Origin of the sequence: Cupriavidus sp. L7L (genome assembly GCF_004353535.1) — a bacterium.
GTDB lineage: Bacteria > Pseudomonadota > Gammaproteobacteria > Burkholderiales > Burkholderiaceae > Cupriavidus > Cupriavidus oxalaticus_A.
The window spans coordinates 1-15,187 of record NZ_SMNY01000061.1; the positions used below are offsets into that span (position 1 = coordinate 1).

At 64.0% G+C, this 15,187-nt stretch carries 12 protein-coding genes; 7 read left to right on the plus strand and 5 right to left on the minus strand.

The features are described from left to right. Positions 1-887: 887 nt before the first annotated feature. The 5 genes from E1J61_RS34750 to E1J61_RS34770 all read right to left on the minus strand — a co-directional run bounded on the left by E1J61_RS34750 (position 888) and on the right by E1J61_RS34770 (position 4,812). Complete coding sequence (locus tag E1J61_RS34750) at positions 888-1,682, minus strand: peptidylprolyl isomerase (protein ID WP_133098354.1); 795 nt, start codon at positions 1,680-1,682, stop codon at positions 888-890. Between the two features lie 35 nt (positions 1,683-1,717). Continuing rightward, the gene (locus E1J61_RS34755) at positions 1,718-1,999 is read right to left on the minus strand and encodes a BolA family transcriptional regulator (RefSeq protein ID WP_133098355.1); all 282 of its coding nucleotides are present in this window, start codon (positions 1,997-1,999) and stop codon (positions 1,718-1,720) included. 37 nt (positions 2,000-2,036) lie between these two features. Beyond that, on the minus strand, positions 2,037-2,576 hold the full coding sequence (locus E1J61_RS34760; RefSeq protein WP_133098356.1) for a septation protein A: 540 nt from the start codon (positions 2,574-2,576) through the stop codon (positions 2,037-2,039). Between the two features lie 39 nt (positions 2,577-2,615). After that, positions 2,616-3,080, minus strand: a complete 465-nt coding sequence (gene msrB, locus E1J61_RS34765; protein ID WP_063242135.1) for a peptide-methionine (R)-S-oxide reductase MsrB — start codon at positions 3,078-3,080, stop codon at positions 2,616-2,618. A gap of 151 nt (positions 3,081-3,231) precedes the next feature. Then, entirely contained in the window at positions 3,232-4,812 is a 1,581-nt protein-coding gene (locus tag E1J61_RS34770) for a YdiU family protein (protein WP_133098362.1), read from the minus strand. Between the two features lie 421 nt (positions 4,813-5,233). Between E1J61_RS34770 and E1J61_RS34775 the strand changes: the two genes are divergently transcribed. The 7 genes from E1J61_RS34775 (at position 5,234) to E1J61_RS34805 (ending at position 14,878) form a co-directional block, all read left to right on the plus strand. Further along, positions 5,234-6,859, plus strand: coding sequence for a 3-(methylthio)propionyl-CoA ligase (locus tag E1J61_RS34775; RefSeq protein WP_133098357.1), 1,626 nt, complete (start codon positions 5,234-5,236; stop codon positions 6,857-6,859). Positions 6,860-7,016: 157 nt separating this feature from the next. Then, positions 7,017-8,267 (plus strand): branched-chain amino acid ABC transporter substrate-binding protein, encoded by a 1,251-nt coding sequence (locus E1J61_RS34780; protein ID WP_133098358.1) that lies wholly within the window; start codon positions 7,017-7,019, stop codon positions 8,265-8,267. 212 nt (positions 8,268-8,479) lie between these two features. Next, on the plus strand, positions 8,480-9,427 hold the full coding sequence (locus E1J61_RS34785; RefSeq protein WP_029048186.1) for a branched-chain amino acid ABC transporter permease: 948 nt from the start codon (positions 8,480-8,482) through the stop codon (positions 9,425-9,427). 4 nt (positions 9,428-9,431) lie between these two features. Further along, a complete protein-coding gene (locus E1J61_RS34790) occupies positions 9,432-10,745 on the plus strand; it encodes a branched-chain amino acid ABC transporter permease (protein WP_133098359.1) in 1,314 nt (437 codons plus the stop codon). Further along, a complete protein-coding gene (locus E1J61_RS34795) occupies positions 10,742-11,515 on the plus strand; it encodes an ABC transporter ATP-binding protein (RefSeq protein ID WP_133098360.1) in 774 nt (257 codons plus the stop codon). Before E1J61_RS34790 ends, E1J61_RS34795 begins: the two co-directional genes overlap by 4 nt. Further along, a complete protein-coding gene (locus E1J61_RS34800) occupies positions 11,515-12,228 on the plus strand; it encodes an ABC transporter ATP-binding protein (protein WP_133098361.1) in 714 nt (237 codons plus the stop codon). The genes E1J61_RS34795 and E1J61_RS34800 overlap by 1 nt, the downstream gene beginning before the upstream one ends. A gap of 430 nt (positions 12,229-12,658) precedes the next feature. Then, positions 12,659-14,878 (plus strand): TonB-dependent siderophore receptor, encoded by a 2,220-nt coding sequence (locus E1J61_RS34805; RefSeq protein WP_207951300.1) that lies wholly within the window; start codon positions 12,659-12,661, stop codon positions 14,876-14,878. Positions 14,879-15,187 lie beyond the last annotated feature (309 nt).

Below are 15,187 nucleotides of genomic sequence, written 5' to 3' on the forward strand. Positions count from 1 at the left end.
CGATCTCGCCTTGGCCATTGCCGTCACTGCCCAGCGAGAGAAGCAATGCGGGTTCGTGCCGGGGCACCTCACCCGCGAGACTGAGCCGCGCGCAGCGCAGCCGTAGGCGATGACGCGATACCGCAGGCAGCAGGCGGCCTACACCCGTCCTGGGGATGGTTCAAAAGTGGGGATTCGCCAGGCACCCACACTCACTCACCTGGCGTAGCAGGCTGGCACCGCGACCACCTCTCACTGAGACCAATAACGCCCATACATCAAGAAGCGCCAAATTGGCCCAGCCAGCCGCTAGGCGACGCGCTTTTTGGTTACTTTTTGTCGCTCGGACAAAAAGTGACCCGCCCAGGAGGGCGGAACCAGGCGCTTCAACGGCCGACAGCATGTCACCAGCCGCGACCCCAACGCTTCAACGACGACCAGCATGTCACCAACCGCGACTCCAACGCTTCAATGGCCGACAGCATGTCACCAACCGCGACCCCACGCTTCAACAGCCGACAGCATGTCACCAGCTGCGAGGACCGTCGATAATCTACTAAAGCCGATTCACCCCAAAACCTACGCCATCAACCTAGAACTCCAAGACGCATACGCATAAGTCAACATCCGCCCCGATTCAAATCCAGGTGCAGGCTTGATTTCACCCCGAGCCTCCTTGTACGCCACCACGGCGTGCAGGATCTTCTCGGGCGCATAACGGTCACGCAGGGGAAGGTAGGGGTGGAGCTGGCGCCAGCCAGGGGCGGCGCCGTCCAGAGTCGTCCAGGCCAGCGCGCAATAGCACATGCCCCGGGACGTGAGATGCCACAGTTGCCAGTAGGGGGCGGTCGTCTCCACACGCTGCATCGTTCAACCTTGCAGGACCGGTGGGGGCGACCGGTCCGTGATTACTGGATTTTCGCCTTGTCCTTCAGCGACTTCATCATGGCCTGGAACTGCTCGCGCTGCCAGTTCTGGTCACCCATCAGCATCTGCATCAGCTGCGGCTTGACCTCTTCGAATGACGGGATCTTCGCTTCACGCACGTCGACCAGCTCGATGATGTGCCAGCCGAACTGCGTCTTGACCGGCGTATCGGTCATCTGGCCCTTCTTCAGGCCGGTCATGGCCGCCGAGAACTCCGGCACGTAGCTGCCGCTGTTGGCCCAGTCCAGGTCGCCACCGTTGGCAGCCGAGCCCGGGTCCTTCGAGGCGGCCTTGGCCTGGTCTTCGAACTTGGCGCCGCCCTTGATCTTGGCGATGATCGCCTTGGCGTCGGCTTCCTTCTCCACCAGGATATGGCGGGCATGGTATTCCTTGCCATTGCCGAATTGCGACTTGATCTTGTCGTACTGCTTGCGCAGCTCGGCGTCGCTGGCGCCGTGGGTCTTGACGTAGTCCTCAAATACCGCGCCGGCCAGCACGTTCAGGCGTGCCTGTTCCAGTTGCTCCTGCACGTCGTCGCGCTGGGTCAGGCCGCGCTTGTTGGCTTCCTGCACGAGCAGTTCGCGGTCGATCAGCATGTCGCGGCCACGCTTGCGCAGCTCCGGATTGTCGGGCTGGCCGGTGCCGGCGATCAACTTGTCCAGCTTTGTCGACGGAATGGCCTTGCCATTCACGACGGCGGCATTCTGGGCGATGGCCGGCAAGCTGCCAGCTGCAAGCACAGCCGCCAGGCTGAACGAGAGGACGGTGGTCTTCATGGAATCTGGTCTGAGAGTTGCTGAAAGAAACGCGCTCATGCGCGCGATTGGTACTCTTGGTCGGTGTACGCAGTCACGGCCAAGGCGTGGATCTGCGCGGGGAACAGACTGCGCAGCGCATCATACACCATGCGGTGTCGCGCAACCCGGCTGTGACCTGCAAAGCGCTCGCTGACGATTGTCACGTCGTAATGTCCGCCGCCGGATGCGGCGCCGGCATGTCCGGCGTGCAGTGCGCTGTCGTCGCGCACGGCCAGGTGGCTGGGGGCGAGCGCTTCGCGCAGCAGTGCCTCGATCGTGGCGGGATTGGCTGCCATCGGTAGTTTCCTTATCGGGGATAAAACGGCAGAAGCGTCAGTCCTGGCTGTTCTCGGGCATGTGCCGCGACAGCCAGACGCTCTGCGCGACGATGAACACCAGCATCAGCCCCATGCTGCCGAACAGCTTGAAGTTGACCCAGACGTCGGTGGAAAACTGATAGGCCACGTAGAGGTTCAGCACACCCATGGCCGCGAAGAACCCGGCCCAGGCGGCATTCAGGCGCGCCCACACCGGATCGGGCAGGGTGACCTGCTTTTCCATCATGGCGCGGATCAGGTTCTTGCGCCAGACCATCGCCGAGCCCAGTAGTGCCACGGCGAACATCCAGTAGAGCACCGTCGGCTTCCACTTGATGAAGGTTTCGTTGTGCAGCACCAGCGTGGCGCCGCCGAATACGGCGATGATCAGCAGGCTGACCCACTGCATCGGCTCGACCTTGCGGTGGCGAAACCAGACCCAGCCGATCTGCACCACCGTGGCGGCAATGGCCACGGCAGTGGCGGTGTAAATGTCGGCCAGCTTGAAGGCGGCGAAAAACAGGATGACCGGGAACAGGTCGAACAGGAATTTCATGCGGTACCAGGTTGTTGCCGGCCCGATGGCCGGCGCTTGTCAGCGCTGCGGGTCGCGCCGGGGTTCGTTGCCGCTGCCGGCATCGTGGGCATGATCCGCCTCACGCTGCGCCGGGTCGCGATCGTCGAATTTTAACGCAGCCGAGTTGATGCAATAGCGCAGGCCGGTCGGGGCCGGCCCGTCCTCGAACACATGGCCCAGGTGGCTGCCGCATTCCTTGCAGCGGACTTCCACCCGCACCATGCCGTGGGTGTGGTCGGCATGTTCGGCAATGACCTCGCCGTTGATGGGGCGGAAATAGCTGGGCCAGCCGCAGCCGGCATCGAACTTGGTGGCGGACTCGAACAGCGGCGTGCCGCAGCCGACGCAGTTGTAGATGCCGCGTTCCCAGTGATCCCAGTAGCGGCCGGTGAAGGGGCGCTCGGTCGCGGCTTCGCGCGTCACACGGTATTCGATGTCGGAGAGCTGGTCGCGCCACTCGGCGTCGGTCTTGGTGGTGGTCATTGTCGTTTCCTCACGGTCTTGCCCGGGATAATGGCCTCGGAACTTCTGGCCTCGGAACTCCTGGCCCCGGAACCTTCGTTGGTCGGCGCACTGGCGCGAACCTTACACCGGATGGCACCGGCGTGCAGGCTCGGGCACATGCGCAATCCGGTCATGACGAGCAGCTGACTTCCAGCCCGGCGGCCCAGTCGGGCGGCAGCGCGGCATAGTGCTCGGCCTCGGGCTGCTCGTCGAAGGGGCGCGACAGCACCGCCAGCAGGCGCCCGGTTTCGCTGAAATCCTTCTCTCGCGCGTGCCGGATCGCGGTCTCGGCCAGGTGATTGCGCAGCACGTATTTGGGGTTCACCGCGAGCATTTCCAGCTCGCGCGCGGCGTCGTCCGATTGCTCCGCACGCAGCCGCGCGCGGTAGTCGACGGCCCAGGCGTCGAAGGCCGCGCGGTCCAGGAACAGGTCGCGCACCGGCGCATCGCGCGAGGCATCGTGCGACGAGATGCCGCACAGCTTGCGCCAGAACAGCGTGTAGTCGACGCGCTGACCGTGCAGCAGCTGGAACAGGCTGGTCAGCAGGGGCTCGTCAACCTTGTCATCGCCGCCGGCCGGCGGGCGCAGGCCAAGCTTGGCGCGGTAGTGGCGGAAAAAGGCGGCAGCATAGCGGTCGCGGAACGGATCGAGCGCCGTGCGCGCCGATTCGATGGCGGCATCGCGGGCGCCTTCCTTGTCGGCGTCCACCGCCGGCAGCCACAGCGGCAGCAGCGCCTGTGCCAGGCAGTGCAGGTTCCAGAATGCCACCTGCGGCTGCTGGCTGTAGGCGTAGCGGCCCTGCGTATCGGAGTGGTTGCAGATATGGTTGGCGTCGAACGCATCGAGGAAGCCGAACGGGCCGTAGTCGATGGTCAGGCCCAGGATCGACATATTGTCGGTGTTCATCACCCCGTGACAGAAGCCGATGGCCTGCCAGTGCGCGACCAGGTCGGCAGTGCGCAGCGAGACTTCGCGCAGCAGCGCCTGGTATGGCTGTGCCTCGTCGCGCAACGCCGGCATGAAGTTGTCGATGACGAAGTCCGCCAGCTGGCGCAGCGAGGCCACGTCGTCATGCGCGGCGAAATGCTCGAAATGCCCGAAGCGGATAAAGGTCGGCGCCAGGCGCGTGACCACTGCCGAGGTCTCGATGGTTTCGCGCCGCACCGGTGCATCCGAGCCGACGATGCTGAGCGCGCGCGTGGTCGGCACGCCGAGCGCGGCCATTGCTTCCGAGCACAGGTACTCGCGGATCGACGAGCGCAGCACCGCGCGGCCATCGGCCATGCGCGAGTAGGGCGTCAGTCCGGCGCCCTTGAGCTGGATTTCCCAGGGGCCCGTGGCCGTGTCGGCCTGTGCCAGCCGGATCGCGCGGCCGTCGCCGAGTTGCCCGGCCCAGATGCCGAACTGGTGTCCGGAATAGACCGTAGCAATGGGATCGGCCCAGCGGGGCATCTGGTTGCCGACAAAGGTCTCGACAAAGCCGGGCTCGGCGCCCACGCCGCCATCCCAGCCAAGCAGCGCCGCGGCGGCCGGCGCCACGCCTACCAGGTACGGCGAGGGCAGCGGCGTTGGCTGCAGGCGCGTGAAGAATTTCTCGCCGAGCACGGAGAAGCCGGGCGTGGTGTCGAACGGTACGGCGAGCGCCGCGGCACCGTTGGCACCGTAGGTATCGAAGTCGTGCAAGGCGTTGGACTGGGGCGTGTCTGGCATCGCGATAGGGGCGCGCGGCAAGCGCAATCCGCGGGTTCGGGTGCGGCGCGCAAAGCCGCGTCCGGGGCGGTGCGGGCGCCGCATGGCGAGGGCACGGGAATGCGTAGATGGCTAGGGAAAACGACATGTTGAGGTGCAACATGCCACGCAGTATTGTACGTCCTCAACGGCTCACATCCGGTGAGACCGCCACGCACCGCGCATTTATTTCCCTCCTTCAATGCGCACATGAATCCAGTGCATGGATTTCGCAGAATTGCGGCCCCGATTACCACGCTTCACCACACGGCTTAACCACAGCAGTACGGCAGTGCACAACAGAATCGCAGTGACGCTGTTTCGAGGCACGCGGACAACCGCCAAAAAATAGTACGGTTGTTCGTTTTTTTGACGAATCCACCAGACTTCAGGAGGCAGTTTCATGGCATTGATGGGTCAAATGATGAGCGCGCCGCTGCTCATTTCCTCCATCATCAAGCACGCCGCCCGTTACTACGGGCCGACGGAAATCGTTTCGCGCCGCACCGAGGGCGACCTGCACCGCTATACCTACCGCGATTGCGAACTGCGCGCCCGCAAGGTGGCGCAGGCGCTCGGCGCGCTGGGCGTGCAGCAGGGCGAGCGCGTCGGCACGCTGGCGTGGAACGGTTATCGCCACCTGGAGGTTTACTATGGCGTGTCGGGCATGGGCGCCGTCTGCCATACCATCAACCCGCGCCTGTTCCCCGAGCAGATTGCCTATATCGTCAACCATGCCGAAGACAGCTACGTCTTCTTCGACCTGACCTTCCTGCCGCTGGTAGAGGGCGTCGCGCCGCATTGCCCAAACGTGAAAGGCTGGGTTGCGATGACCGATCGCGCCCACATGCCGGCCGAGTCCAAGGTGCCGCTGCTCTGCTACGAGGAACTGGTCGACGCGCAGGATGGCAACTACGAATGGCCGCAGTTCGACGAGCACCTCGCGTCGAGCCTGTGCTACACCTCAGGCACCACCGGCAATCCCAAGGGCGCGCTGTATTCGCACCGCTCCACCGTGCTGCACTCGTACGCCTCGGCGCTGCCCGACGCGCTCGGCTGCTCGGCGCGCGACGTGATCCTGCCCGTGGTGCCGATGTTCCACGTCAACGCCTGGGGCCTGCCGTACTCGGTGCCGCTGGTCGGCGCCAAGCTGGTGTTCCCGGGCGCCAAGCTGGACGGTGCCTCGCTCTATGAGTTGTTCGAGCAGGAGAAGGTGACTTTCTCCGCCGGCGTGCCGACGGTCTGGCTTGGCCTGCTGCAATACGTGCAGTCGAACAACCTGAAGTTCTCCACCTTCCGCCGCACCGTGATCGGCGGCTCCGCTGCGCCGCCAGCGATGATCCGCGCGCTCGAGGCGCTGGACGTGGACGTCATCCACGCCTGGGGCATGACCGAGATGTCGCCGCTGGGCACCTCGTGCAAGCTGCTGGCCAAGCATGAGGAACTGTCCGATGCCGACCGCCACAAGATCCAGGAGAAGCAGGGCCGCGTGATCTTCGGCGTCGATATGAAGATCGTCGACGGCGAAGGCAAGGAACTGCCGTGGGACGGCAAGGCCTTCGGCGACCTGATGGTGCGCGGGCCATGGATCATCGACCAGTACTACCGCAACGGCAGCAACCCGCTGGTCGACGGCTGGTTCCCGACCGGCGACGTCGCCACCATCGATGAAGACGGCTTCATGCAGATCACGGACCGCAGCAAAGACGTGATCAAGTCCGGCGGCGAATGGATTTCGTCGATCGACATCGAGAACGTCGCCGCCGCGCACCCCGCGGTGCATATGGCGGCCTGCATCTCGGCCTACCACCCCAAGTGGGACGAGCGCCCGCTGCTGGTGGTGGTGAAGAAGCCCGGCGCCGAAGTCACGCGCGAGGAACTGCTGCAGTTCTTCGAGGGCAAGGTCGCCAAGTGGTGGATCCCGGACGATGTCGCCTTTGTCACCGAGATTCCGCTGACCGCCACCGGCAAGATGCAGAAGCTCAAGCTGCGCGAACAGTTCAAGGACTACAAGCTGCCGGCGGCCTGAAGCCGGCACAGGGCAGCATCCGGTGCGCCGCGCCTGCTTGCGGCATGGCGCCGCCCGGGGCCCGGCTGCATGGCGCGGACAGGAGGGCGCCACGCCGCCGGCCGCAATCAACGACTGCAATCAACGACAAGCCAACGACAAGAGTGAAGGAGACAGTATGACCAAGATGCGTCCGCTGGTGGCTGGTGTGGCCATGTTCGCCGCAATGGGTTCTGCGCTGGTTTCGGGTTCGGCACTCGCGGATACGGTGAAGATCGCCTTCATCGATCCGCTTTCGGGGCTAATGGCCCCCGTTGGACAGAACCAGCTCAAGAGCTGGCAGTTCGTGGCCGACGTGGCCAACCAGAAGGGCTGGGCCGGCGCGCACAAGTTCGAGGTGGTGGGCTTTGACAACAAGCTCTCGCCGCAGGAGAGCCTGACCATCCTGAAGCAGGCGATCGACCAGAACATCCGCTATATCGTGCAGGGCAACGGCTCGTCAGTCGGGCTGGCGCTGCAGGATGCGGTGGCCAAGCACAACGAGCGCAACCCGGGCAAGGAAATCATCTACCTGAACTACGCCGCGGTGGACCCGGACATGACCAATGCCAAGTGCAACTACTGGCATTTCCGGCTCGACGCCAACTCGGACATGAAGATGGAGGCGCTGACCACCTTCCTGGCCAAGGATCCCGGCGTCAAGAAGGTTTACCTGATCAACCAGAACTACTCGTTCGGGCACCAGGTGGCCAAGGCGGCCAAGGACTACCTGAAGCGCAAGCGCCCGGATATCCAGATCGTGGGTGAAGACCTGCACCCGCTGGCGCAGGTGAAGGACTTTGCGCCGTATGCGGCCAAGATCAAGGCCTCGGGCGCCGATACCGTGATCACCGGCAACTGGGGCAGCGACCTGGCACTGCTGATCAAGGCGGGCAAGGACGCCGGCCTGACCACCAACTACTACACTTACTACGCCGGCACCACCGGCGTGCCGACCGCCATGGGCGCGGCCGGTGCCGAGCACGTCAAGTACGTGGGCTACTACAACCCCAACAACAAGGGGTTCAAGGGCTCCGACGTCATCGAGGGCTTCAAGAAGAAGTACAACGATGACTTCTACGTGATGGCGTCCTACACCGGCATCGCCATGCTGTCCAAGGCGTTCAAGGACACCAACTCGACCGACCCGGTCAAGGTGGCCAAGGCGCTGGAAGGCATCAAGGTCGAGAGCATGAACGGCCTGGTCGAGATGCGCAATACGGACCACCAGGCCCAGCAGCCGCTGGTGGTGGCCACCTGGACCAAGATCGACGGCAAGGAAATCAAGTACGACCAGGAGAACACCGGGTACGGCTGGAAGACCAACGCGCAGATGGACCAGTACGTGTCCGCGCAGCCGACGTCCTGCCAGATGAAGCGGCCGGGCTGATCCTGTCCATGTCGGGCCGGCCACGATGACACGCGCAGGTGATGCAGCGTGACAGCGTGGCGGCCCGATCCTGCATACTCTCGGTCTTTCTGGATCGATAGCGGTAGCGTCCGGGGCGCCATGCGCCCTGCGGAGGGGGACGCTCACCCCAAATCCAACCGGACGGATGCCAACGCACCCCACTGCGGCGGCACCAGCTTGAAGGACACGCTGTGGAATTCTTTGTCATCTCCCTGCTCAACGGCATCAGCTACGGGCTGCTGCTGTTCATGCTGTCATCAGGCCTGACCCTGATCTTCAGCATGATGGGCGTGCTCAATTTCGCGCACGCAAGCTTCTATATGCTGGGCGCGTATTTCGCCTACACCATCGCCAGCAAGGTCGGCTTCTGGCCGGCGCTGATCTTCGCGCCGCTGCTGGTCGCTGGCGCGGGCGCGCTGGTGGAGCGCTTCGGCCTGCGCACGGTGCACAAGTACGGCCACGTGGCAGAGCTGCTGTTCACCTTCGGCCTGGCCTACCTGATCGAAGAGGGCGTCAAGCTGGTGTGGGGACTGGCCGCGGTGCCTTACCGCATCCCGGCCGAACTGGAAGGCCCGCTGTTCCAGGTGTTCACCTCGACTTTCCCCAAATACCGCGCCTTCATGATGCTGGTGTCGCTGGGCATGCTGGTGGCGATCTACCTGGTGCTGACGCGCACCCGCATCGGCCTGGTGATCCAGGCCGCGCTGACCCATCCGGAGATGGTCGAGGCGCTGGGCCACAACGTGCCGCGCGTGTTCATGATGGTGTTCGGCGGCGGCGCCGCGCTGGCGGGGCTGGCCGGCGTGATCGGCGGCAATGCCTTCGTCACCGAGCCGTCGATGGCGGCGGCGGTCGGGTCGATCGTATTCGTGGTGGCGGTGGTCGGCGGCATGGGGTCGCTGGTGGGGGCCTTCATTGCGTCAATATTGATTGGCGTGCTGCAGACCTTTGCGGTCACGATCGACGCTTCGCTTGCGGGGCTGTTGCGCAGCCTTGGCATGGCAGTCAGCGAAGCCACGCCGTTCTACGCCTTGTGGAAGCTCACGGTGGCCCAGGTGGCGCCGGTGCTGCCGTACCTGTTGCTGGTGGTGATGCTGATCTTCCGCCCGCGTGGACTGATGGGAACCCGGGAGAGCTGAGGCCATGGAGCAAGCGATGCAACAACCGCGCGAGCCGGTGTCGACCGGCCGCACCCTGCGCTACCGCCCGCTGAACCTGGCGCGCTGGGTAATCTGGAGCCTGACCATCGTCATCATGCTGGTGCTGCCGCTGGTGTTTACCGGGGGCTTCGCCATCACGCTGATGTCGCAGATGGGCATCATGATCATTTTTGCGCTCTCGTACAACATGCTGCTCGGGCAGACCGGCATGCTGTCGTTCGGCCATGCGGTGTATTCCGGGCTGGGCGCCTTCATTGCCGTGCACGTGCTGAACATGGTCGGCGCCGGCACGGTCTGGCTGCCGGTGTCGATGCTGCCGCTGGTGGGCGGGCTCGCCGGCGCGTTCTTCGGCGTGATCTTCGGCTATGTCACCACCAAGAAGGCCGGCACCACCTTTGCCATGATCACCATGGGCATCGGCGAGATGGTGTTCGCCAGCTCGCTGATGTTCCCCGAGTTCTTCGGCGGCGAGGGCGGCATCTCCACCAACCGCGTGGTCGGCGACCCGTTTTTGGGGCTCACCTTCGGGCCCGGGCGCCAGGTCTACTACCTGATCGCGGTGTGGTGCCTGGTGTCGATGGTGGCCATGTACGCGTGGACGCAGACGCCGCTGGGCCGTATCGCCAACGCCGTGCGCGACAACCCCGAGCGGGTCGAGTTCATCGGCTACAACACCCAGCGCGTGCGCTACCTGGTGCTGGTGCTGTCGGCGTTCTTCGCCGGGATCTCCGGGGCGCTCGCGGCGATCAACTTCGAGATCGTCTCGGCCGAGAACGTCAGCGCGGTGCGATCAGGCGGCGTGCTGCTGGCGGTGTTCATCGGCGGCGCGGGCGTGTTCTTCGGGCCGATCATCGGGGCGGTGGTGTTCGTGCTGTTCGCGGTGGCGCTGTCGGACCTGACCAAGGCGTGGCTGCTGTACCTGGGCCTGTTCTTCGTGCTGATGGTGATGTTCGTGCCGGGCGGCCTGGCCAGCCTGCTGCTGATGCAGCTGCCGCTGGCGGCGAAGGGCAGGTTGCGCCGCATGCTGCCCTCCTATGCAAAGGCGGGCGCGGCCGGCGTGGTGCTGCTGGTGGCGATGATCGTGACGGTCGAACTCGTCTACAAGGTGCAGGTCGACAGCGCCAATGGCACGGCCATGAAGCTGTTCGGCGTCGGCTTCGATGCGGCGACGTGGACGCCATGGGCGGTGGCGGCGGTGCTGTGGGCCGGGGGGCTGGCCGCATGGCGGCTGACGGTGCGCGCGTCGCGCGCCGAATGGGACAAGGTGCAGGCGGAGATCGCGGGAGGCACGGCATGACGGCGGCACTGGAACTGACCGAGGTACGCAAGCAGTTCGGCCAGACGGAGATTATCCGCGGCGTGAACCTGAGCATCCCGAAGGGTGAGCGCCACGCGCTGATCGGGCCCAACGGGGCGGGCAAGTCCACCACCTTCAACCTGATCTCGGGCCGCTTTGCGCCCACCAGCGGCACGGTGCGCCTGAACGGGCATGAGATCGGCGGGCTGCAGCCGTTCGTGATCAACCGCATGGGGCTGTCGCGCAGCTTCCAGATCACCAATATCTTCCATCGGCTGTCGGTGTTCGAGAACCTGCGCTGCGCGGTGCTGTGGTCGCTTGGCTACAAGTACTCGTTCTGGCACCGGCTGACGGGTTTGCGCGATGCGCGCGAGCGGGCCGACGAGGTGCTGGAACTGATCGGCATGCAGCACCGGCGCAATACACAGGCGGGCCTTCTGACCTACGCTGAGCAGCGCGCGCTGGAAATCGGCATCACCATCGCCGGTGGTGCCGAGGTGATCCTGCTGGATGAGCCTACCGCGGGCATGAGCCGCTCCGAGTCCGACCATGCAGTCGAACTGATCCGCAAGGTCACCGTCGGCAAGACACTGGTGATGGTGGAGCACGACATGAGCGTGGTGTTCGGGCTGGCCGACCGCATTTCGGTGCTGGTCTACGGCGAAGTGATCGCCACCGATACCCCGCAGGCGATCCGCAACAACCGCAAGGTCAAGGAAGCCTACCTGGGGACCACGCTGGACGAAGACGCCACCGAAGGAGCGCACTGATGGGCAAGCGGATGCTGGAAGTCACGGGCCTGCATGCCTACTACGGCAAGAGCCATATCCTGCATGGCGTCGATGCGCATATCGACGAAGGGGAGATCGTGGCGCTGCTGGGGCGCAACGGGGTGGGGCGCTCGACCATGGCCAAGGCCATCCTCGGCATGGTCAAGGCCGAGGGCTCGGTGAAGTTCCGCGGCGAGGAGATCCTGGGGCGGCGCACGTTCGAGATCGCGCACCTCGGCATCGGCTATGTGCCGGAGAACCGGGACATCTTCCCGACGCTGACGGTGCGGCAGAACCTGCTGCTTGGCGAGAAGCGCAACCCGCGGCAGCCCAAACCGCGCTGGTCGGTGGAAGACATGTTCAACATGTTCCCCCGGCTCAGGGAACGCGAGAACACCTCCGCGGGCGTGTTGTCAGGCGGCGAGCAGCAGATGCTGACGCTGTGCCGGACGTTGATGGGCGATCCCGACCTGGTGCTGATCGACGAGCCCACCGAAGGGCTGGCGCCGATGATCGTGGCGCTGGTGGGTGACTACCTGAAGACGCTGAAGGAACGGGGCGTCTCGGTGCTGCTGATCGAGCAGAAGCTGGCGATTGCGCTGGATATCTCGCAGCGGGTCTACGTCATGGGGCACGGGCATATCGTGTTCGAGGGCACGCCCGGCGAACTCAAGGCGAACTCGCAGATCCGGAAGGAGTGGCTGGAGGTTTAAGCGTTTCCGCCGGCGCTGCGGGTGCCACCCGTAGCGTCGGCGTCACTTCATGTTTCACGACAGCCGCGGGAAAGGCGCTCCTTCAACTCCGAGCGTCACTAGTGCTTCTCAGGTCGTTGATTACTCAAACTTTCCAGTTGAGGACAAGCCACTTTGTAACACTGTTGTAAATTTGTCTTAACACAAAAATGGGAATGATTCGCATTTGTACTTCGATTCCTACATCCCTATAATCGCCCGCCGGGGATGGACGACTTGATTCACGGGCGACGGTGGTGCGCTTCCTTGGGCTTGTCTTCATTGACCACGCTTGTTCGCGTCAAGAACTACAAGACAACACAGGGAAGGCAAGACCGTGAAAGGAAACCAGAAGTCGTTTGAATTGACCCCGCTCGCCGCTGCACTGGCAGGCGCCGTCGCAGCGTTTGCCATGCAGGGTGCATCGGCGCAGGAGAGCCAGCCTGTCGTCGCCGCCACCGGCCAGGCTGCGCCGGTGACGCTGGAACGGGTCACCGTGACCGGCAAGCGCGACGATGGCTACAAGGTGGAAGAGGCGCAGTCGCCCAAGTTCACCGCGCCGCTGCTCGACACGCCCAAGTCCGTGACCGTCGTGCCGGCCGAGGTGATCCGGCAGTCGGGCTCGAACTCGCTGCAGGACGCGCTGCGCACCACGCCCGGCATTACCTTCGGCGCCGGCGAAGGCGGCAACCCGATCGGCGACCGTCCTTTCATCCGCGGTTTCGACTCGATGTCGAGCATCTATGTCGACGGCGTGCGCGATACCGCTTCGCAGACCCGCGACACCTTCAACATCGAAAGCATCGAAGTCATCAAGGGCCCCAGCTCGGCCTTCGGCGGCAAGGGTTCGGCCGGCGGCATGATCAATATCGTGTCGAAGCTGCCCCAGGCCGAGAACTTCGCGCAGGGCTCGATCGGCGTGGGCACGGACTCGTACTTCCGCGCCACGGCCGACGGCAACTACGTGATCAACGACAACACCGCCGTGCGCCTGAACGCGCTGGGCTATACCGCCAACGTGCCGGGCCGCGACGAGGTCGACCAGAACTCGTGGGGCTTTGCGCCGTCGGTGACGTTCGGCATGAAGTCCGATACAAAGGTCACGCTGTCGTACTACCATCTGCAGGGCAACGGCATGCCGGACTACAGCATTCCGTACTCGCGCCCGGCCAGCCAGTCGTCCAAGGCCAACCCGTCGCAGCCCGCAAACGTTGACCGCAACAACTTCTACGGCCTGACCGACCGCGATTTCCAGAAGACGCAGAGCGATATCGCCACGGCCACGGTCCAGCATGATTTCCGCAACGGCCTGGTCTTCAGCAACACCACGCGCTGGGGCCGCGCCACCAACGACTACATCGTCACCAACCCTGACGACAGCCGCGGCAACGTGCCGCGCGGCTTTGTCTGGCGCAACACCAAGAACCGAGACTCCGCCACCGAGACGCTGACCAACCAGACCGACCTGACCGCCAAGTTCGAGACCGGCAGCGTGAAGCACAGCGTGCTGTTCGGCTTCGAGTTCAGCCGCGACGATACCGACAACACGCCGTACAACGTCCTTTCGGCCAATCCTGCGAGCAATCCTACGCGGAGTTTGCCGACTGTCCCAGGCATCTGCAACGCGTCGCTGCTGGCAAGCTTCGACTGCACGTCGCTGGCCAACCCGAACCCGAACGACCCGTGGCGCGGCACCATCACCAAGATGCCCTTCACCACGGCCACTACGACCAATACCCGCTCGGTCTACCTGTTCGATACGGTCGAGATCACCAAGCAGTGGATGATCAACGGTGGCGTTCGCTACGACAGCTACGACACGCACGCTTTCACCAACGCCTATACCAACCCGAACACGGGCGCGGCCGTGGCGCAGGTGGACATCCGCAACAAGTCGAATTTCTTCAACTACCAGGCGGGCGTGGTCTACAAGCCGGTCGAGTACGGCAGCATCTATGTGTCATATGGCACCTCGTCGACGCCGCCGGGTTCGACCAACGGTGACGGCGCCGACAACATCACGGCGGCGCAGCGCAACCTGGAGCCGGAAACGGCGCGCTCGGTGGAAATCGGCACCAAGTGGGATCTGCTGGCCAAGCGGCTGTCGCTGACGGGTGCCATCTTCCAGATTGAGAAGAACAATGCGCGCGTGGCGGTCGATGCCAACACCACGGTCAATGCGGGCAAGCAGCGCGTGAAGGGCTTTGAGCTGGGCTTCGCCGGCAACCTGACCGACAAGTGGGGGCTGTTCGGCGGCTATACGTACCTGAACAGCGAACTGATCGATAACGGCCCGCAGGCTGCCAACGCGGCCAACAATGGGAACCAGTTCCCGAATACGCCCAAGAACAGCTTCAGCCTGTGGACTACCTATCAGGTACTACCGGCGCTGACAGTGGGTGGCGGTGCGTACTACGTTGACAAGGTCTACGCCAACCCGGCCAACTCGCTGTACGTGCCGTCTTACTGGCGCTTTGATCTGATGGCGGCTTACCGCGTCAACAAGAACCTGTCGCTGCAGCTGAATGTGCAGAACCTGTTTGACAAAACCTACTACACCAAGGCGCATAACCACTACGGTGCGCTGGGTGCTGGGCGGTTTGGGATGTTGACGGCTAACTTCAAGTTCTAAGTTTTTGATTGGTTCATGTGGCCCGTTTCCCGTGATTCATGGGGCGCGGGCCGTTTTCGTTGCCGCAGTGCTCTACGACTATGTCGCAGTTGGTGACATGCTGTTGGCCGTTGAACCGCCTGGTTCCGCCCTCCTGGGCGGGTCACTTTTGTCCGAGCGACAAAAGTAACCAAAAGCGCGTCGCCTGAGCGGCTGGCTATCAATTCATCGGCGTGGGTGGTTCGGGTGGCGGTGATTTCCGTTTGGGCTTGGGTGCCCGTTCGAACCTGCTAACGCTATGTGAGTTAGGGACCGTGCCTGCGCTAACCG